Below are 20,087 nucleotides of genomic sequence, written 5' to 3'. Positions count from 1 at the left end.
TTGATGATGCCATCACTTCATATATTAGATCAAGTCGCCATTCCTAAAGGTCAGACAGCGCAGGAGACATTGATTCACACAACGCAGCTGGCTCAGCTGGCTGAAACGCTTGGATATGAGCGCTATTGGTTTGCTGAACACCACAGCACAAGAGGGCTCGCTAGTACAGCGCCTGAAATATTAATGGCTCATATTGCGGCTCATACATCAACCTTGCGTACCGGATCTGGCGGCATTTTACTTCCTCAGTACAGTCCTTTTAAAGTAGCAGAGGTCACGCGGCAGCTTGAAGCCCTTTATCCTGGACGGATTGAGATCGGAGTCGGCAAATCTCCGGGCGGGATTGAAAGGACGAGACTCGCTTTGACGGACGGCGTGCATAAAGACCTGTCTCAGTTTGACCGCCAGCTGAAGGACCTTCTTTTTTACTTATCAGACAGCCTGCCTTCTGGCCATCCGCATGCAGGCGTGAAAGCTGCTCCGCTTGTTGATGCTCATCCGCCGGTTTGGCTGCTTGGGCTGGGAGAAAATAGTGCCATGCAGGCGGCGGAGCTTGGAATCAACTATATTTTTGGCCACTTTATCCATCCTGCACGCGGCACACAAGCATTTGAGACGTATCGATCACACTTTTCTCCATCTGTCTTTTCCAGCCAGCCACAATCTATGTTTGCCATCTTTGTCATCTGCGGTGAAACAGATGAAGAAGCAGACAGGATCGCCAGCAGTACAGATTTATGGCTGCTGCGTGTTGAAAAAGGACTGGACAGCCGCGTTCCTTCTATAGAAGAAGCAAATGCCTATCACTACACCACACAGGAAAAGGAAAAAGTGCTGCAAAACCGCCAGCGGATGATTGTCGGCTCAAAGGAAACGGTGAAAGAGCAATTACAGATCTTGATGGACCGCTATCAAACGGATGACATCATGATTCTGAACAATTCCTTTGATCCGATTGAAAAACAACGTTCCTTCAAGAGAATAGCAGAATTATTTTGAAGCCAGCTTTCTAGGCTTCTTTTTTACATTGTCATAAAAAATGGGAAATGTAACATCAAGATGTCAAAATCCTTCCGTCTGTCATCTGATCGCAAATGTGTCTTCTAATCGTTAGCGAACTGTAAACGCATAAGAGGTGTACCTTTTATATAGTAGAGGTACATATTCAATGACCGGTTTACGCCGCTGAGAAAGAAGGAGATGACAGACATGAAAAAGAGACTCGATTGGGTAGATGCAGCTAAAGGAATTGGCATTCTGCTCGTGGTCATGGCGCATGTGCCCATTCCAGATTCGCTCAAGCAATTCATTTACTCTTTTCATATGCCGCTTTTCTTTTTACTATCAGGCATGATGTTTCGATCATCCTCATCCCCTGCTCTGTCATTTATTCAGAAAAAAGCCAAAAGCTTACTCTTGCCCTATCTCTATTTCTCCATCATTACGTATGTATTTTGGTTCTCCGTTACCCGCTTCTTCGCATTCAAGGGACAAACGGATATTGATCCCTTCGTTCCGTTTACAGGTATTTTCATATCCAATGCAGATGAAGCAAGACTCACACATAACCCTGCGATTTGGTTTTTAACGACGCTCTTTTTAGTGGAAATTTTATTTTTCTTTATGCATCGTCTGACAAAAGGAAAACCCGCTGCCGTGATCTTGCTGACTGTTCTTTGCGGCGGTGCTGGATATGCCTCTACCTTGCTTTTAGATCAAAGTCTTCCTTGGAACGCCAATGTCGCCTTGACGGCTGTTGTGTTTTATTCAATTGGATTTTTAGCAAAGCAATGGTTTGTGGAATTAAAAACAGATCCAACCCTTCTTTTATGTACAGGTCTGCTTGTGCTGACGGCTTACATGCAGAGCTTTAATTCACGGATCGATATGCGCGTCAACGACTACGGTGATCTCTTTATTTTCTATGCATGTGCTCTACTCGGTTCAGCTGCCGTGATTTATTTAAGCTTTAAATTGAAAACTTCCCCTATTTTGACGTATCTAGGGCGAAATTCTATTGTCATTCTTGTCTTGCAGTTTGCCGGCATCGATATCATGAAAGCATTTGTTTTTTATGGACTTGGTATCAATATTGCTGATACAGCACAGCTCTCTTGGACACTTTTTTATACGATCGGCACATTGCTGCTCATGGTGCCATGTATCTCCTTCCTGAGCAAGTATCCGATGCTTCTCGGCAAAACAGCCAAAGCGGCACAACGCTATGAACAAAAAACATCCGCCGGATGAACAGGCGGATGTTTTTTGGATTAATCATTAATTTGAGAAGGATAAAGTGTCATTCCGCCATCCACAAATAAGGTGGTGCCTGTGATATATGCCGCTTCCTTAGAAACGAGGAATGCAGCAGCGGACCCAATCTCCTTCGGTTCACCAAAGGTTCTCATCGGAATTTTCTCAAGCTGCTTTTGTTTTTTCAATTCATCCTGTAAATCATCGTTCGATTCGGTTGCCATGGTGCCCGGCGCAATCGCGTTGATTCGAATACCTGCTTCGGCATAATCAAGAGCGAGCGTCTTCGTCATCATATTCATTCCGCCCTTTGAAGTGGAATAATGAACATTGAACGGGCGCGGAATTTCCTGATGGACACTGGAAATGTTTAAAATGGACCCTTTGATGTCATGCTCCATCATATAGGCGAGCGCAGCCTTTGCGCCTAAAAATGCACCTGTGATATTCACATCGATGACGTTTTGCCATTGCTCCAGCGTCATCTCATGCGGCAGCGCTTCTTCGCCGTTGAAGCCTGAATTATTGACGAATACATCTACTGTACCGAAATGCTCCAGTGCTGTATCCATGATGGCTTGGATGCCTTCCTCTTTGGAGACATCTGCGTGTACTTTCACCGCCCCACCTCCGTGCTTCTGAATGGCTTGTACGGTCTCTTCAGCTCCATCTTCATCGCCTTTATAGTTCACAACCACATTCATTTCCTCTTGTCCAAACCGCAATGCGATCGCTTGTCCAATTCCTTTTGAAGAGCCTGTGACAATGGCTGTTTTCCCTTTTAAATCTTGATACATCTTTATTTCCTCCATTCACGTGCTTCATCTTGTTGATACACAATGGTTACCCATTTTGGAAAAAACAAAAACACAACCCTCTGTATTCGTACTCTAAGAGGATTGTGCGTTTCATCAAGCTAAAAGGTGTTATAGACATTTTCACACGTTTCGGCGGTTGGCTGATAAAAGCAATGCGACTTATACCTTGCCACAAACGGCTGATTGTACCAAGTCGCCGGACAATCGCCAGGTGGTTTAAAATACCAAAGGCTGAATTTTGCCGGCCAAAAACGTTCTCCGTTAATATTTCTCCGCGCAAGTGTTTTTTCCGTTTCTCGTGCTCGTTGATAAAAGTAACCATGCGTGACCGCTTCGAATGCATGCTCCTGATAAATCATTTGTGGAATCGTACGCAGCCCTTTAAAGTCAGAGCAGTTGGCACGCAAACGATTGATGCCCACGTTTCCTACGAGCAGCATCCCTCGCCTCCCTTCACCTTCTGCCTCTGCTCTCAGCAGTCTGGCCATTAAATCAATATCAGAGCTTGTCGCTCTTACCACTGCCATATATCCACCTCCAGTTCGTTTCTCTTTTATTTTATGTAGTGTTTCTGTGTAGATGACTGCCATTTTTACATGAAAAAGCATGTTCAGTGTCGGCAGCCTGTCTAAATTTGCTGGACATGTGTCTCGCTGCCAACAACACTCAAACCAAGTGACCATATACATAACAGGAAGAAATATTCATTACTATATACTCATTTACAAGTCATAAAAATCCTTCTAATTGCGACATCATCTTCAAAAACAGTCATTTGAACCTATTCAATAATCCGACTCAAAACCTTAAAATATAAAATGTTGAGTTTCTACAGGAGATATCAAATAATAAATTACAAGTTTCTCCTCTCAACTTAGTGTCATTTTTACTACTTGAAGCCAATCAACCTCAGAAACGCACTGAGGTATTGACAGTACTTTCGCTTCATTCTACAGTAAAAAACATACAGTATTTTTCTTTTTGTGCAAAAAGAATGATATGAACTACAGCTTTTCAATGAAATTCACCATAAACCCGAGGAGGAAAACACGCCATGTTTAAAAAGAAATTATCCCTGTTTCTTCTGATCTTGTGTGTAACTGTTGTCGCTGCTGCTTGTAGTGGTGGAAAAGACAAAACAGCTGCGAAAGAAAACGATACCAAAAAATCTCTTGATGCAGCAGAGGTAAAGGTAGAAAGTGCTGAGTACACATTACCACCTCAATACGATACATCTGTACAGGATGATCAGTATGTACTAAAAGTGAATGTATCTGTAAAAAATATCAGCAAAGAGCCTCTCAATGTTGATAAAAGCAACTTCACGCTTTACCAAGATGACGCACAGGTATCTACGATCTCTCCAGATGACTACAACGAAGTATTATCTTCAAGCTCTTTAAATGCAGACAAAGTCACAAAAGGCGGTCTTTTCTTTGTTGTTGATAAAGAAAAAGACTATCAACTTGTGTACACAGAGCCAGGCAGTGGTTCTAAAAAAGATGACAAAACACTAGAGTTCGATATTAAAGGTAAAGACTTAATGAAAAAAGCAGATACACTTCAAGCGTCTGCAAAAGCTCTTTCTTCTTATATTGATGTGATGATTTTTGGTAAGAAAAACGACGATTTCGAAAAACTAACAGGTGATAACAAATCAACTGTTGTGAACGAATTTGATAAATCATTCAAGCAAGGCTATATCACTTCTTCTGGTATTTCTTCTAGCTCAGCGAAGGACGAAAACCTTGATAAGCTTTTAAAAGCAGTGAAAGAAACATTAGCTGAAAAATCAAAAGTATCAACAAAAACAAAAGCGATCAGTGGTGATAAAGCTGTCGTGACTGTCACTCTTACACCAATCGATGCAAGTCCGCTTGTCGATCGTTTGAAAGAGAAAGCAACTGAGTTCTACAGCAAAAACCGTTCAGCTTCTTATGATGAAGCGCAAAAATACTTACTATCGATTTACCCAGATGAGTTTAAAAAATTAGGACCATCATCTTCTGAAGAAACAGTAGAAGTCAACATGAAGAAAAATGATATCGACCAATGGAAACTTGATTTGAACGATTACAAAACAAGCTCATTAGTTGAGAAATTCATCAAGAACTAAAGGAAAACCCCCGATCCCGGGGGTTTTTTTGTTATGATTTATCATCTGGTTTGGCGAACGTGAACCCCCTCTATCATAAAAAGCCAGAATATAGTCAAGTTATCTTATCCTTGACAACATTTCTTTCTATAATCAGTGTTCCTTTCTTTAGCTTGATCACTATGAGATATTCAATCCTGATTATTCTTTTTTGTACTTAAGATTTTTTTCTGCTTATTTGTGTTAAAGATGAAGTGTAAACTCGAAGTAAAAAAAGGTACCCCTCATTCTTTAGTTCATACTGGTGCGGTGATTGTTGTTGCAGGAGCTGGTTATGTAATTGCTACAGAAGCCAACAAACACAGGAATAAAAAATATAACCATTAATGAAGCTGTTATCCGGGGCGGAGTATATATTGGAAAAGGAATAAGTAAGTCACAGGCAATTGCTAGAATGAAATCAAGAAAGGATACTTGGTCTACTTCTAGAAGTCAGTCAAGAGGTGTTGCAGTTGTAGCTGCAGCTAATCCAAAAGGTGATCCAATAAATGAAGTAGATAAATATAAATCTAAGCCCAAGAAATTGGTATTATTATCACTGGCATCCCTATAAAAGAACTCCAAAAGCTCATGCTTTCTACGGAGGTCCTGTTAAATAGTTAATAGAGGTGAATAATGTATAATTACGAAAAGCTATATAAACAATATTTATATAAAAAAGATCAATTGATTTTTACTAAAGAACAAGTCGTTGAAATGATAACGTCTAAATTTAAAGCTAGAGAATTTTCAAAAACAAAGATTTTAGATTTAGTAAATGATGATCACTTTGAATATACTAAGATATATAAATGTTTTGTCATTGATGATCCGAGTATATTGATTCAATTGTTTTCGAATGAGGAAAAAAAGGATCATCGTGAACAAATACTTCATAATCGTCTTCATCCGTTAAACCCTAAAAGAGTAAAAGAATGGGAGTATAATCACTTATTGCTTGATGAACAAGAAGGTAGAAGAATTGATATCATTTTAGAAAGTAAAGATGGATTATATGTTTCAGAATTTACCGTAAGAGATAGTTGCGAAAAGCTTGATAGGTATATAAATGCTTTAATTGTAGGTGCACTTATCGAAAATGGGTTAGAAGAATATCCAGTTGATATTCATGACGAGTATTTTCAATTTTATTTAGAGAACTTGGATCAATTCGGTTTCTTAGACTGAAAAATACAGTGATCGGCATTCACCTGAAAACGCCCTCTATCAAAGAGGGCGTTTCTTTATTTTGCAAGCATCCATTTCTCTTTCATAAACAAGCTTCTGACGATGACAAACAGGATAACGACTGCCAGTGCCGAGGAACCGAGTGTCAGGGCGATTGACATTGGATCAATGATCCCAAACATCAGTTGCTTACACAGTGCATGAATATTAAGGAATGGGACCGCAAAGTAATACGTATCTAGCTGCGTTGCACCTGCTCTCATGGTAAAGAACATTGGGAGCACACCTAGTGTAATGATCATGGACATGTACGACTGCGCTTCTTTGACTGAGCCCGATATCACGCTGAGCAGCAGTTCAATCATCGATACCATGAAGGAGAAAATGATTAACGCCGCAAACATGACGGTGATAATGCTCCACATTTGATCACCAAAGTTCAGAGCTTGCTTCAGCTTTTCTGTAAAGAGCAAAGTGGATAGAAGCAGCATGCCGATCGCCACAATCCCACTTAAAATACCGAACATAGAGACAGCGAGCCATTTTCCGATGAGAATCTGGAGTCTGCTGGCCGGCGTCAGGAATAAGGCTTCAATTGATTTTCTGTCTTTTTCACCTGCTACAATATCAAGCGCAGCCGGCAAAGCTCCTGAGATGACGGAGGTTACCAAAATCATCGGAAGGAGAATCGACAACAGCATAGCGGTCACTCCATTTTCCCCTTCATCCCCTTCTTCTACATCAACGGATTGCACTTCAAATGGATGAATAACGGACGTGTCGATTTGATCGACTGCTAAACGCTTCTCGACCACTTGGTTTTGATACTGCTCCAGCAATGATTGCAGCATTTGAACCGTGATCACCGAATCATCATCTGTCGTATATCCATGAATTTTAATGGCGAATGGCTTTTGATGCTTGAGCATATCACCTGCTTCTTTCGGCATTTCCAGGTAAGCATTTGCCTCCCCATCCTTGACGGCTTGCTGCGGATCTTCAAATGTTTCAAGGTTTAGGTTTTTGACCTCTTTGATCATTTGGTTCATTTCCGCTGGAAGCTGTTCATTGATGGCGACTGTATAGGCTTTATCCCCTGGATCTGCAATCATGCTTTCATAAAAGAACACCAGTCCAAGCATCGTCAAAAGAGGAATCAGCACGGTTAAGAGTAACGTTTTTCTGTCCCTCAGCGCATCTGTCATTTCTTTCAAAAAGACGGTTTTCCACATTATGAAATCCCCCTAGCGAGCTTCGACATAAAGATATAGTTCAAGTCTTCACTTTGTTCCTGTGCATATAATTCTGGAAGTGTCCCTTTGTACACAAGCTCTCCTTGATGAATCATCATCACACTGTCGCAAAGCTGGCTGACTTCTTCCATGATGTGGCTTGAAAAGAGGATCGTTTTATTTTGCTGCTTGAGCTGATGGATAAAATCTCTGAAAATATTACTCGACGTGATATCTAAGCCTGTTGTCGGCTCATCAAATAAAATAATGTCAGGATCATGAATTAACGTTCTGGCAATCGCCACCTTTTGTTTCATTCCTCTTGAGAATCCTTTCACCTTGCGATCCATATATTGTCTCATTCCAAAACGCTTTGCCAAATCCTCTATTCTTGCTTTGATTTCATGCTGATCTAAGCCATACAATTTGCCAAAGTATTCAAGGTTTTCTCTTGCCGTCAAACGGTCGTAAAGCCCCGTCTCTCCGCCAAACAAGACACCAATTCGTTTTTTCACTTCTGTTGCTTCTTTCACTGTATCAAAGCCTGCGACAGTGACTGTTCCGTGTGTAGGCTCTAATAATGTGGCTACGGCGCGCAATAATGTCGTTTTTCCTGCACCATTTTCTCCTAAGATGCCAACGACTTCCCCTTCCTTCACGGAGAACGTCATATGTTTCATCGCTTTCACGACTTTTTTCTTATCTTTAAACCAGCAGCTGCAATCGCTGAGAGTAATCATTTGGTTCGCCCCTTTCAACTTTACTTTCTAAGTCTATGATAGAAAAAATAATGCCTGCCTGATATAAAAATGTCGCGAAACGTCCTTTTTCTGTCTTGAAATGATCTATTTCAAAAAAACAAATGGTAAAATAGACAAATAATAAGAATAGTCATAGGTGATTTTTATGATAAAAGTAGGTCTCGTCGACGATTACCGAGTAGATTTAGAAAAGCTGCACGCCATTGTAGGCAGGATGGAGGCTGTGGACATTGTCTTTGTCACGCAGTCAGCAGAGGATGCATATGAGAAGGTCAAAAAAGGAGACATTGATCTGTTGTTTGCTGACATTGAAATGCCTGGAATGTCCGGCTATGAATTAGCGGACCTCATTCACTCTCACGCACTGAATGTCGATGTGGTCTTTGTGACAGGAAATAGTGGATATGCAGTCCATGCGTTTGATTTGAATGTACATGATTATATTATGAAGCCCTACCAAGCTGATCGAATTGCGAAATGCTTAGAGCGTTATATGTCCACCAAGCAGGAGAAAAGCATTCATGGACGGCTTCTCATTAAACAGCAGTCAGATATTCATGTGCTGCAGAAAAAAGATGTCATTTTTGTTGAACGAACGGGCCGCTCAACAACTATCGTGACAACGACAGGAGATATTCAGACCTATCAGACATTAAACGAGTTAAAGGGCGATCTGGCTGAAAAGGATTTTATCCGCTCCCACCGATCGTTTATCATCAATATTCATTACATTAAGAATTTCTCGGCGTATGCTAAAAATTCGTATATCGTGTCTTTTGAAGGTACAGATAAAAAAGCCATGATGACCAAGCAGCAATTAGAATTCTTTAAGAAATACTATTTTTAAGGAGAACGAACGTGAACGCTTTCTATCTTGGATTTCGCATTTATGCCCTCATATGGTTAGGTCTTGCGTTTCATGCAGCTGCTGAAGCCTTTCTGCCGTTACCATCCATTATGTTGTGGCTTCTTACCTTTTGCGCGATGTGTGTTTATACATTTTTCATGTACAAAAGATTTTTGCCTCATACGAGTGGTGATGTGATATTAGGCGCTTTTCTACTCATCACCTGCGCAGGTCTTTTGCTGTTTGTAACGCAACCGAATGGGCTGACCTATCTTTTGGCGCTCATCATGATGGTGACAGTTGATATCCTCTCATTGAAGGTGATGCAGACAGAAAAACAGTTAAATGGACGGCTTCAAGAGCTCATAAAAGCAGAATCAAGAACCAACGAATTACTTCTTGAGATGCGCAGTAAACATCATGAAACAGCCAGACATTTAAATGCCTTTTCCTCGTCGAACGACGAGCGTGAGATCAAAGATTTGATTCAGCAATACGTCAAACATTTCCCATGGATGAAAGGCGAAAATGCTTATTTGGCCTCTACCCTACACTCCTTTTTGGAGCGGGCTGAGAAAGAGGACATTGCACTTTCACTAGACCTTCAAGCACCCTTTTCATCGCTTCCCTTTTCAAAGGCGGATCAGGTTAGTTTTACTGGCAACCTGCTTGATAATGCCCTAGATGCAGCGATTGAAGCGAAGCAAGCCGGAAAAGAGGGCAGCATCTCGGTCACGACCTCTATTCGGAGCGGATTATTTTTAATCCATTGTGAAAACAGCACAAAAGGTATGGAAAAACACGTGCTAGATCATTTATTCAAAACTTTTGGCCGTTCGACAAAAGGCGGCGATCATCAAGGCATGGGGACGTATATCATTCAACAGCTTGTTGAAAAGGCAGACGGTACACTTGATTTCACTTACCGTTCTCCAAATTTGCGGCTCGTCATCAAAATCCCTCTCACCATGTCATAAAAAAAAGGTGCATAGCTGCACCTTTTTTTAGTGTTAAGAGAAGATTTTATCAATTTGATTGATTTCCTCTTCTGTTAATTGAACATCGTTTGTTTTTAGGTTTTGCAGCACTTGGTCTGCTCGTTTTGCCCCTGGAATAATAGCATCAATGCCATCCTGCGCTAAGAGCCAAGCGAGTGCGACGTGTGCTGTTTCTGCATTCTTTGATTGGGCAATGGCTTTCAGCTTGTCTACTTTTTCGAGATTTGAAAGGAATGCATCGCCTTGGAAAAGCGGGTCCTTTGCTCGAATATCATCAAATGTCGCATCCTTTGTAAATTTCCCGGTCAACAAGCCTGATGCCAATGGGAAATAAGGAATAAAGGAGATCCCATGCTCAACGCAGTATGGAAGAAGATCCTGCTCTGCCTGACGTTTCAGCAGAGAATACTCCGATTGAAGCACGTCTAAGTAGCCATCTCGGTTAAAGGCTTGAAGCTGTTCAAAATCAAGGTTTGATGCACCGATTGCCCTGATTTTCCCTTCATCCTTCAATTCCTTTAATGTGCCTGCTACTTCTTCGAGCGGCGTGCGTCCGTCCGGGAAATGCATATAGTACAAGTCAATATAATCAGTTTGCAGCCGTTTCAGGCTATTTTCGACCTGCCCTCTTAAGAAATCACGGCTGTTATCAAGTTCAATTTGGCCGTTTACTTCCTTATGAGCCCCTTTTGTCGCAAGGACAAGCTTTTCTCTGCCGCCTCTTTTGGCAATGATCTCACCGATTAATTCCTCTGAACGGCCCAGCCCATAAATAAAAGCAGAATCTAGGAAATTGACACCTTGATCAAGAGCCGTCTCCACAAGCTCCCGTCCAGCATCCTCACTTAGATTCGGGAATAAATTATGCCCGCCTACTGCATTCGTACCAAGCCCTATCGGATTTACCTGCAAATCAGTTCGTCCAAGCGTTACCTTTTTCAAAAGCTCATCTCCCTTATCTACATAATCATCCTTATTTTCCCACGAATCATTTCCAACATTCAAGTATACCGCTCTCTAAAAATCAACCTGCAGGTGGACGCTGCGAAAATAGAAGATGCGTATGATGAAGATAGACTAAAACGAAAAGGAGATCTTCTCATGACCATTCAAATTGTCATCATTATGATTATTCTGCTTTTAAGAACGGGCAAGGAAAAAGAAATCCGCCCCATCAGGCTTCTCATAGGACCGCTCATTTTATTAGGCACACTCTCTTATTCCTTTACCCAGCATATTGAAATTACGGCGATGAGCCTGCTTGCAATGATGGTCTTTGCACTCACAGGTTTTGCAATCGGGCTATGGAGAGGTAAACTATACAAAGTAACATATGATCAACAGTCGGGGCGTATCACCGCCGCCAGCTCACTCTATGGAACACTTTTTTTCATCGGAATCATCCTTATCCGGATGACAGTAGGTTCAATTGTACAGGATGGCGGTCATTCCCTGATTATTTTCGCAAATGGCCTGACCTTCCTTCCAATCGGCAGTATGATCGGATTACGTTTTATTCTTTTAAAAAAATATATGAACATCAAGGCATCTGCTGCTATTAACTGACAGACAGGAGTTTTTGATATGAACCTTCAGCAGCCACTCAAGCTTTTAGGTCAAATAAGGCGGAAATTCGTATTAGGCCTTGTATTGATCTATATGTATATTCAAATGTATGAGCCCCTTTCAATAGGCGAATTGGTGTTTCGAACCTTCGTCTATTTGGTGTTTCTCCTTTGTCTTTTTCCAAAAAGCAAGCTGTCACCTAAAAAGCAATTTTCTATGCTCTTCTTAATGTGGATTCTGACACATCTCTTGTGGCTGGTGACAGGTCAGATTCAAGACAGTATTGGGCTGACCTTTTTTATGATTGGCTTTATCGCTTTTCGTTTTTCAGAGGCGCATCACCCCTATCTATTTGCTATCATCTTTTTCACTAGTGGGATCAGCTATTATGTAAACGATTTTTCTTGGAACATGGTGATCACTCTCCCGCTATTCCAGCTGCTTGTGTATACACTTGTTTTGATTTCTAGAATGCGGCGGCGTGAACAGGAATTAAAGGAAGAACACTTCGGAGAATTGCAATTGGTTCACAAGGAATTATCAGAAGCCCATGAACAATTGAAAAAGGCGCATATGGAGCTTGAAGAAGCGACCGTTCAATCTCTCCAATTTGCAGTGCTGGAGGAGCGAAGCAGAATTGCACGTGACCTGCATGACAGCATCGGACACCAATTAACCTCGATGATTGTCCAGCTGCAGTCTTTGCCCTACCGTTTAAAGCAGGAAGAACCAGAGCAGATGGAGCAGACGTTTCAGGAGCTGATCAATATTTCCAAAAATTGTCTCGCCGAGGTTCGTTCTGTGGTTCATCATATGGCGTCAGATGATGCAGGTCTCGGACTTGCCGGACTTCGCAGCCTCATCAAGCAAGGAGAGATATCGGGTGAGCTTGACATTCACTTTCATACAGAGCAGCTTACGTATAAAAAATGGCCGCTCTCCGTTTCTGAACTGCTTTACCGCATTTTACAAGAAGCCATCACCAATACAATTCGCCATGCCAAGGCGACCGCGATGACCATTACACTATATAACCACCAGCATGAGCTGATGATGAACATTGAAGACGATGGATATTTGACCAGCGAAAAAGATCTTTCATTTGGCTTTGGGCTGTCAGGCATGAAGGCACGGTGTGACGCAGCAGGCGGTTCCCTCAAGACGTCCATACGCGAGCCGCACGGCTTCTGTATTCATATTCAAATTCCTATCAAGGAGGACTCCAAGGCATGACAAACCCTATTAAGATTGGCATTATTGATGATCAGCCGCTGATCCGCCAAGGATTTCGTTATATTGCAAGCGCTCAAGAGGATATTAACGTCATATGGGAGGCGTCAGACGGTCAGGAGGCGGTTACGCTTTGCTCGACCAACACTCCAGACGTACTGCTGATGGATGTACAAATGCCTGGAATGGATGGCATCACAGCAACAGAGCACATTTTAAAAAAGCTTCCAGATGTAAAAGTTGTGATTCTCACGACCTTTGATACGGAAGAATACGTCTTTGACGGAATTCGTGCAGGGGCAGTCGGTTATTTGCTGAAGGATACAATGCCTGAGGAATTAATTGAGGCCATCCGCACCGCCTTTGCTGGTGAATCTGTCTTTCGAACGGCAGCCTCTGAGCACATGATGGCACGAGCTCTTCAGCAGGCAAATGATACACATCACACTCATCTGCTTCACGAATCATTCACAGAACGTGAACGCGATGTATTACAGCAAATGGCCTATGGCTTAAAGAATGAAGACATTGCTGATCAATTATTTATCAGCAAAAGTACGGTAAAAACGCATGTGCACCGTATTTTACAAAAGCTCAATGCACAAGACCGTACACAGGCTGTCGTCTTCGCCATCCGGCACCGCCTCGTGAAATAAAAACTACCTTCACTTCAAGATTTTTATACAAAAAACATTTAAAACCTAAAATAAATCTATAAATCAATACTTATTAACTAGTATATTGTGCTTATTTAATTCCTTATTTTATAGATGATTGTGTTAAAAATGATCAAAAATAGGGACTAAAACCTATTCCTCATCATGAATGAATTTCGATAGAATGAATAGTGCAAATCGTCATTAGGATATTTTCCCCTTTAACACCCGAATATACCATTCTATCTGTTTCTTTTTTCTTAGTCAGATAGCGGGAATGAAATGACGAAAGAAAAGCAAAGGAGCATCAACTGTGAATCTTAAAAAAATAAGTGCACTCCTCATGATTTCATTCGTGATGATCATCTCTGCAGCCTGCCAGAGCTCAGCCAAATCAACCGACGCTGATCAAAAGTCAACGAAAACAGCAGAGGTAAAAGTTAATAGCTACGAATATACGTTACCAGAAGACTCAACAACTACCCTGAGAGACAATGAATTGGTACTAAAAGTCAATCTGACGATCACAAATAAAGGTGACAAAGCCCTTTCATTATATAACTCTGACTTCTCCCTTTATCAGGACGATGCCAAAGTATCTGATTTAAAATTCTACGGCAGCAAAGACCGTCTTGACCTTGGTTCATTGAACAAAGGCAAGTCACTTTCAGGAGCACTTTATTTCCTAGTAGACAAAGGGAAAAAATATCAGTTTGTTTATCAGGACAGCATCAAGAAAAACAGTGATTCCATCCAAATCGACCTAGATGGAAACAAAATACTCGATTCAGCAAAAAAGCTGGATAACCCAGCAAAAGCGTTATCCGCTTATACCGATATTATTGTTTTTGATAAAAAGAACGATGAATTCGCAGATTTAACGGGTGACAACCAATCGGATGTCGTCAATAAATACCATGAGATGTTTGTAAAAGACTTCAAAAGAAGTGCAGGAATATACGGAAATGAAGTGAGTGACCGAGATATTCTGTCGATGTACAAACGCATTCAAAACACCATGAAGGATAAAGCGAAAGTAGAAACAAGTGTGAAAACCATCTCTGATGACGAAGCAAAGGTTGTCGCTCAAGTAACAGGCATTGATGCTTCTAACTTAAAAGACAAGCTAGACAAGCAAAGAGACGAGTTTTACAACGGGAAAATCCGTTCTAAAGAAGAATTGTATAAAAAAAGCTTAAACATGTACGCATCTGAATTCGAAAAACTTCCTCCCGTTTCCAGCCCAGCTGAATATGAAGTGAAAATGAAACGTAATGGGGAGGGTCAATGGAAAATTGACCTCAATGATTATAATACAGAGCAGTACATGAGTGGTTTTATTAAAACGAGATAATCTAAAAAAGACGCTGGCCTCTGAAGGTGCCGCGTCTTTTTTAGATTATACTGTCGCCTCTTGCTCTTCTTTCACCGCTTTTTCGATATCTTTAAAACGGCTCGATACAGTCGACGCACTAATACCATACTTTTTCGCTACTTGTGCTTGAGATAGCGGGGCATCGCTTGCAAGTGAATGAATGTAGTATTCGATTCCGGCAGCAAATGACGCTGCTTTACGGATCACAGGTGATTTCTGATCACAGTAGGCTTTCCAAACCGTTAAAGCACCATCTGTCAGGCTTTGGTCACCGTGCTCCTTCATTCCGTCTTCAATCAGCTTAGCAGTTTCCAGCTGGACGTCACTTGCCCAGTCCATACGATCTGCTGATAGACCTGCATCGCCTTCTGTTTGAGCAGGTGTCTCTGATTCTTCTACTTCTTGCTTCGCAAACATACACTTCAGCACATCAGGAAATGATTCTCTCATAAATGTGCTGCGCGCTCCTCCATTTGCTTCATATGCGTCAACAAGCTGGCGGACCTGAAGAAGAAGAGTATCTGTAAACTCTTTCGCAAACATCGTATATTGAATGAAAAACTCTGCCTTTTCTTCAAATTGAACAGGAAAACCGAGCACGAGACTTCCCTTTTCAGGCAGTACCGTTTGATCAGGTTTTACATCTACTTCAACCTTCTCCGCTGTTATCATATTCTCAAAGTAAAGAGACTCGTCCGTTTTTTCATTTAATAAAAGCAATGATGGCTCCATGTCTGTCCAAGACTGGACCACTTGTCTTGTTTTCGGACGGGTAATATCCTCTGCCTTCTTCGTCAGGAATTCTTGGAAAATGGTCTCTTTCTGATCAGTTAATGGACGGAAGAAGATGCCCCATACACTCAAATGGAAAACTGAGATTTGTTGCGTTTCTTTATCCATATCTGCAAGGAAAGAAAACTCATTAATGAATTGATTGATCGCTCTTTGATGCTTAGAAAAAGCATAATTCATTAAATCCTTTTGGACTTGTACAGCTTCCTTAAACACAAGCTCAGACGTTTGTTCTCCGCCTGATTTTTGACCACAGCAATGTTTATATTTTTTTCCGCTTCCGCAAGGGCAGAGCGCATTTCGTTTAATTTTTCCCAAAATAAAACCTCCGACATTCTAGTCTAACCTCACTATTTTAACAAACGATTGCACAGGAGGGTTTCATTTTCAAGAAAAAAGAAAAATCAGAATGATCAGTTAAATTATAAAAACACCTGAAGATCACGATAGATCATAGGAAAGACAGACTTCCTCTGTTTATTTTCTCCAATCATACCAACAGATTTTCCTCAGCTCATTCCTTCGAATAACTGCTTTGCCTCAAAATAAAAGATTTGTACGAATTTCTTTGTATTGACTCTGCCCGTCGATCCTGCGGGAGAAGATGTCTTCTGCATTTCTTTCATTCTTTGGCTGACATCGGTAAAATCGAAAAACTTCGACGCGTAGTGCTCAAACTTAGGATTTGAGAAATCTGTTAATCCTAGTGAGGCAAAATGATTCAAGGAATGATGAATAGCTCGTCTAATCCGCTGCTCCGCCGCTTTCACTTCCCGCATCACCTCTACATCGGTTGCATCATGAGCCAGTTTTCTTTCTGCTGTTTTGATAAACAGCTGCTTTAGCGGCGGGAAATTGACCTCATGAGAATTGGCTGACTGTGTTTCATGTAAGTAGATGAGTATCTCCAGTAAATCTTTAGAGCCGCTCTCGCCGACAATTCCCAGCTCAGATAAGAGGAACTCCCCAGCTTCTTTCATCGTCCTTCTCTTCGCCTCAGCGCCCGCACCTTGAGAAATCACAGGCTCTAATGGCAGCACGTGGCGAAGAGAGGCTTGTATATCGTAAATCGATTTTTCCAGCTTGATCCGCTCCATGACTTTTCGAATCACACTGACGATTTCAATGCGATTGACAGGCTTATGGATATAATATTCAATCCCTAGTTCATAGGCTTCTGCCATCATCTCTTTCGCCTCTACTTGGGAAATCATAATGACCTTGCCTTTGAATTCAGGGTGGATATGGCGGATGGTTTGAATGCCATCTCTAGCAGGCATTAAAAGATCAATCAAAAGGATGTCTACTTTCTTGAGGTTCAGTGAATGTGCCTCTAATCCAACTCCGTCACCCGCTTCATCTACGACCTCTCCCAAATCCTCATCCTCTATGATTTGACCTAAAATCGAGCGTATTGCACGATCATCATCTGCAATGAAGAATCGCATACACTCACCCTCTCTGTATTAAATTTTGTATAGGAAGGACAAGCAGAAATGCTGTACCTTTTGTTTCTTTTGGTTCGATTTGAATATGACCGCCAAGCTCTTGTACCAGCTCTCTCACATAGGATAAGCCAATCCCAGTAGACGGTGTTCCAAATGCATCAAATTTGGAGGTATACCCTGGATCAAACACAATCTCTCTCATTTTTTTAGGAATCCCTGGTCCATCATCTTCAATCCGAATCTCTATTTTATCATGACTTCCTTTCAATTCGAGTGAGATCATCCCGGTATCTTTTATTGCTTCGACTGCATTGGCCATTAAATTATTAATCAGCGATAAGAAAATAAACACATGATAATCATGCAGATGAATGCCCTTTATATCAGATGTAAAGGAGATGTTTTTCCCAAGAGATAGAGCATATTTCTCTTGAATGCGGATCACAATTTGAACGAGCTCTTCCGCCTTCATATAGTCTTGCATATTTTCCTTCGAAATCAGCTTTGAAAGCCCAGCATAAATACGCTGATTATCCTTTTTCACTTCATGAATTTCTCCTGCAAGCTTTAACAGCTCCTGACTCAATTTTTTCCCTGCTTCGTGTTCATGCAGCAGACGGTAAAGCCGGTATGATTCCTGTGTAATATGCTCTGTATGTTTTAACGTTTTCTTTAAATGCACCGTTTCTTCGTATAAATTCGAAATGACCATCATCATATGCTCATTTTGTTTCATGATCTGCTTTTCTCTTGATTGCGCCTCATACAGCTTCATCATATTAAAAAAACTGATCACCACAAAGCTGTGAGCAAACGCAATGAGGAACATATCGCTCAGCTTTGATAAGGTCATCGTTGTATCAAACACTAAAAATTGTACAAACAGCTCGACAAAATCAGCAACTAATTCGATCATCAAACCGATGATCCCAATGAAAATAGAGCGCTGTTTAAAGCGTCCTGTACGGACAGCAAAAAACAGGAAAGCATAAGTGAAATAGAAAAAGAAGCTTGGGAATTGCTGATAAAATGAAGAAGCTAGATCAGCATTCTGCTGAATCAAATCTAAGCCTACCCGAAAAAGTACAATAGCTGCGCCTGTTAAAAATCCCGGCAATAGCGGTCTAGATTTTCTTAAGAGTAATAAGCAAAAGAAAAACGCAGGTGCGCCAAAGCTGATGCGAAACGTCTCATTCACAGGATAAAACTTCAGCTCTCCTGCAAGCGGCACAATGACCATCATAAAAATTAAAATGAATGCGTCCTTTTTGACAAGCTGATTTAAACTCAAATGACTGACATCCCTTCCCCTGTTTACATAGCCACAGTATACAAGGAGTCTCTTTTCTCCACAATGTACAAAAAAATAATTTTCACTGCTCCTTTTATCCTCAAAACCCTTTTTTATGACTATTCTCCGGGGCAGCAAGGTGACCTTTCAGCTATTCAGTGTTTTGAGCATTGACGACAATAATCGACAGACTGATTTTTATTTGTAAGTTTTTCTGTAGATTTACGTCAGATTGTGTAGTTTCCAAGATAAATTGAATGAACAATTTTAGTGAAACTATATGTAAGCGTTTTCTGAATTTTCACTAAAAACCCTTTTTGTTTTTCCGCCGACAATGCCTTCATTTGTACATATATTTAGGTGTAAAGGAGTGGTGCAAGCAGCGCATGACAAGTTCTTTGAAGATGTGTAACATGTTTTCGTGCCTATTTGATCGCATTTTTTGTCATCCGCCAATTCAATAGGGTACTTTTTGATTTTTGATTGGAGGAATCGTATGAAAACAGCAATTTCTAAAAATACACAACACGCATGCCAGTCTTCTGTTGATCAATGGGCAGAAGAAATACGTCCGTATTACACAAACGGGCAGAATGCTGGCTACATTCCAGCACTTGGAAAAGTGAATTCCTCTCAACTTGGTATCAGCGTGATAGGCCCAGATGGATCATCTGTACGATATGGTGATTGGGACGTTCCCTTTACCCTGCAAAGTATCTCAAAAGTCATCAGCTTTATAGCTGCCTGTTTAGGAAGAGGCGTACCTTACGTCTTGGATCGGGTAGATGTAGAGCCAACTGGTGATGCATTTAATTCCATCTACCGTCTTGAGATGCACAAACCAGGGAAGCCCTTTAATCCAATGATTAATGCTGGAGCTATTACCGTATCCTCCATCCTTCCCGGAAAGACTTCTACAGAAAAGCTAGCATATATTTTCGATTTAATCGAAAACTTAATAGGTAAGCGTCCTTCTGTTAATGAAGAGGTTTATCAATCAGAATGGGCAACTGCACACCGAAATCGGGCACTTGCTTATTATTTAAAAGAAACCAATTATTTAGAATCGGATGTCGAGGACACGTTAGAAGTGTATTTAAAGCAATGTTCCATCGAGGTCACAACAGAGGACATCGCCTTGATTGGACTGATTATATCAAGTGATGGCTACCATCCCTTTAAACAAGTCCAAGTCATCCCAAAGGATATCGCCAGACTAACAAAGGCATTGATGCTGACATGCGGCATGTATAATGCGTCTGGGAATTTTGCTGCTTTCGTAGGCGTTCCAGCCAAAAGTGGCGTGTCTGGAGGCATTATGGCTTGCGTTCCGCCAAGCGCAAGAAGAGAGTTCCCGTTTCAGACAGGCTGTGGAATTGGCATTTACGGTCCCGCCATTGACGATTGCGGAAATAGTATTACCGGTGTCATGATGCTGAAAAAGCTCGCCAAAGAGTGGGATCTCAGTATTTTTTAAAAAGAACAGTGATGAATTCGA

The 20,087-nt window shown here is 41.2% G+C and carries 20 protein-coding genes; 12 read left to right on the top strand and 8 right to left on the bottom strand.

Features of this window, described 5'->3' with window-relative positions; genetic code table 11:
* Positions 1 to 6: 6 nt before the first annotated feature.
* Together BA81_RS14620 and BA81_RS14615 are read left to right on the top strand one after the other, a co-directional pair.
* Positions 7 to 999 (top strand): LLM class flavin-dependent oxidoreductase, encoded by a 993-nt coding sequence (locus BA81_RS14620; protein WP_034283209.1) that lies wholly within the window; start codon positions 7 to 9, stop codon positions 997 to 999.
* Between the two features lie 210 nt (positions 1,000 to 1,209).
* The gene (locus BA81_RS14615; protein WP_034283208.1) at positions 1,210 to 2,250 is read left to right on the top strand and encodes an acyltransferase family protein; all 1,041 of its coding nucleotides are present in this window, start codon (positions 1,210 to 1,212) and stop codon (positions 2,248 to 2,250) included.
* Between the two features lie 20 nt (positions 2,251 to 2,270).
* Here BA81_RS14615 and BA81_RS14610 read toward each other — a convergent pair whose 3' ends face one another.
* Together BA81_RS14610 and BA81_RS14605 are read right to left on the bottom strand one after the other, a co-directional pair.
* Positions 2,271 to 3,050, bottom strand: a complete 780-nt coding sequence (locus BA81_RS14610; protein ID WP_034283207.1) for a glucose 1-dehydrogenase — start codon at positions 3,048 to 3,050, stop codon at positions 2,271 to 2,273.
* A 119-nt stretch (positions 3,051 to 3,169) separates the two neighbouring features.
* Positions 3,170 to 3,598 (bottom strand): cell wall hydrolase, encoded by a 429-nt coding sequence (locus BA81_RS14605; RefSeq protein WP_024424361.1) that lies wholly within the window; start codon positions 3,596 to 3,598, stop codon positions 3,170 to 3,172.
* Positions 3,599 to 4,125: 527 nt separating this feature from the next.
* Here BA81_RS14605 and BA81_RS14600 point away from each other — a divergent pair.
* The 3 genes from BA81_RS14600 to BA81_RS14590 all read left to right on the top strand — a co-directional run bounded on the left by BA81_RS14600 (position 4,126) and on the right by BA81_RS14590 (position 6,393).
* Positions 4,126 to 5,187 (top strand): DUF4352 domain-containing protein, encoded by a 1,062-nt coding sequence (locus BA81_RS14600; RefSeq protein ID WP_034283205.1) that lies wholly within the window; start codon positions 4,126 to 4,128, stop codon positions 5,185 to 5,187.
* A 319-nt stretch (positions 5,188 to 5,506) separates the two neighbouring features.
* On the top strand, positions 5,507 to 5,779 hold the full coding sequence (locus BA81_RS14595) for a hypothetical protein (RefSeq protein ID WP_034283203.1): 273 nt from the start codon (positions 5,507 to 5,509) through the stop codon (positions 5,777 to 5,779).
* A gap of 62 nt (positions 5,780 to 5,841) precedes the next feature.
* Positions 5,842 to 6,393, top strand: coding sequence for a hypothetical protein (locus BA81_RS14590; RefSeq protein ID WP_034283202.1), 552 nt, complete (start codon positions 5,842 to 5,844; stop codon positions 6,391 to 6,393).
* 56 nt (positions 6,394 to 6,449) lie between these two features.
* Here the strand turns inward: BA81_RS14590 and BA81_RS14585 are convergent, their stop codons facing one another.
* Entirely contained in the window at positions 6,450 to 7,625 is a 1,176-nt protein-coding gene (locus BA81_RS14585; RefSeq protein WP_034283200.1) for an ABC transporter permease, read from the bottom strand.
* A complete protein-coding gene (locus tag BA81_RS14580; RefSeq protein WP_025092774.1) occupies positions 7,625 to 8,365 on the bottom strand; it encodes an ATP-binding cassette domain-containing protein in 741 nt (246 codons plus the stop codon). The genes BA81_RS14585 and BA81_RS14580 overlap by 1 nt, the downstream gene beginning before the upstream one ends.
* Positions 8,366 to 8,531: 166 nt before the next feature.
* Between BA81_RS14580 and BA81_RS14575 the strand changes: the two genes are divergently transcribed.
* Together BA81_RS14575 and BA81_RS14570 are read left to right on the top strand one after the other, a co-directional pair.
* Positions 8,532 to 9,233 carry a LytR/AlgR family response regulator transcription factor gene (locus BA81_RS14575; RefSeq protein WP_025092773.1) on the top strand — a complete coding sequence of 234 codons (702 nt, stop codon included), beginning with the start codon at positions 8,532 to 8,534 and terminating at the stop codon, positions 9,231 to 9,233.
* Between the two features lie 11 nt (positions 9,234 to 9,244).
* Entirely contained in the window at positions 9,245 to 10,210 is a 966-nt protein-coding gene (locus BA81_RS14570; RefSeq protein ID WP_034283199.1) for a sensor histidine kinase, read from the top strand.
* A gap of 33 nt (positions 10,211 to 10,243) precedes the next feature.
* On the opposite strand, the gene BA81_RS14565 is transcribed toward BA81_RS14570, so the two are convergent.
* Positions 10,244 to 11,173, bottom strand: a complete 930-nt coding sequence (locus BA81_RS14565; protein WP_034283198.1) for an aldo/keto reductase — start codon at positions 11,171 to 11,173, stop codon at positions 10,244 to 10,246.
* A 159-nt stretch (positions 11,174 to 11,332) separates the two neighbouring features.
* Here BA81_RS14565 and BA81_RS14560 point away from each other — a divergent pair, with 159 nt between their 5' ends.
* The 4 genes from BA81_RS14560 (at position 11,333) to BA81_RS14545 (ending at position 15,037) form a co-directional block, all read left to right on the top strand.
* Positions 11,333 to 11,797: a DUF1453 domain-containing protein gene (locus BA81_RS14560; protein WP_227001696.1), complete on the top strand. Its 465-nt coding sequence runs from the start codon at positions 11,333 to 11,335 to the stop codon at positions 11,795 to 11,797.
* 18 nt (positions 11,798 to 11,815) lie between these two features.
* Positions 11,816 to 13,030, top strand: a complete 1,215-nt coding sequence (locus BA81_RS14555) for a sensor histidine kinase (RefSeq protein WP_034283196.1) — start codon at positions 11,816 to 11,818, stop codon at positions 13,028 to 13,030.
* Entirely contained in the window at positions 13,027 to 13,683 is a 657-nt protein-coding gene (locus BA81_RS14550; RefSeq protein WP_034283194.1) for a response regulator, read from the top strand. The genes BA81_RS14555 and BA81_RS14550 overlap by 4 nt, the downstream gene beginning before the upstream one ends.
* A gap of 313 nt (positions 13,684 to 13,996) precedes the next feature.
* The gene (locus tag BA81_RS14545) at positions 13,997 to 15,037 is read left to right on the top strand and encodes a DUF4352 domain-containing protein (protein WP_034283192.1); all 1,041 of its coding nucleotides are present in this window, start codon (positions 13,997 to 13,999) and stop codon (positions 15,035 to 15,037) included.
* A gap of 45 nt (positions 15,038 to 15,082) precedes the next feature.
* Here the strand turns inward: BA81_RS14545 and BA81_RS14540 are convergent, their stop codons facing one another.
* The 3 genes from BA81_RS14540 to BA81_RS14530 all read right to left on the bottom strand — a co-directional run bounded on the left by BA81_RS14540 (position 15,083) and on the right by BA81_RS14530 (position 18,589).
* Complete coding sequence (locus BA81_RS14540) at positions 15,083 to 16,168, bottom strand: SEC-C metal-binding domain-containing protein (protein WP_034283189.1); 1,086 nt, start codon at positions 16,166 to 16,168, stop codon at positions 15,083 to 15,085.
* 191 nt (positions 16,169 to 16,359) lie between these two features.
* Positions 16,360 to 17,298, bottom strand: coding sequence for a response regulator (locus BA81_RS14535; RefSeq protein WP_034283187.1), 939 nt, complete (start codon positions 17,296 to 17,298; stop codon positions 16,360 to 16,362).
* 4 nt (positions 17,299 to 17,302) lie between these two features.
* The gene (locus BA81_RS14530; RefSeq protein WP_034283184.1) at positions 17,303 to 18,589 is read right to left on the bottom strand and encodes an ATP-binding protein; all 1,287 of its coding nucleotides are present in this window, start codon (positions 18,587 to 18,589) and stop codon (positions 17,303 to 17,305) included.
* Between the two features lie 496 nt (positions 18,590 to 19,085).
* Between BA81_RS14530 and BA81_RS14525 the strand changes: the two genes are divergently transcribed.
* Positions 19,086 to 20,066: a glutaminase gene (locus tag BA81_RS14525; protein ID WP_024427212.1), complete on the top strand. Its 981-nt coding sequence runs from the start codon at positions 19,086 to 19,088 to the stop codon at positions 20,064 to 20,066.
* Positions 20,067 to 20,087: the final 21 nt, after the last annotated feature.

It is taken from the genome of Bacillus safensis FO-36b (genome assembly GCF_000691165.1).
Lineage (GTDB): Bacteria > Bacillota > Bacilli > Bacillales > Bacillaceae > Bacillus > Bacillus safensis.
The sequence above is the reverse complement of the archived record's forward strand: the minus strand, read 5'-3'. Positions and strand labels throughout refer to the sequence as shown.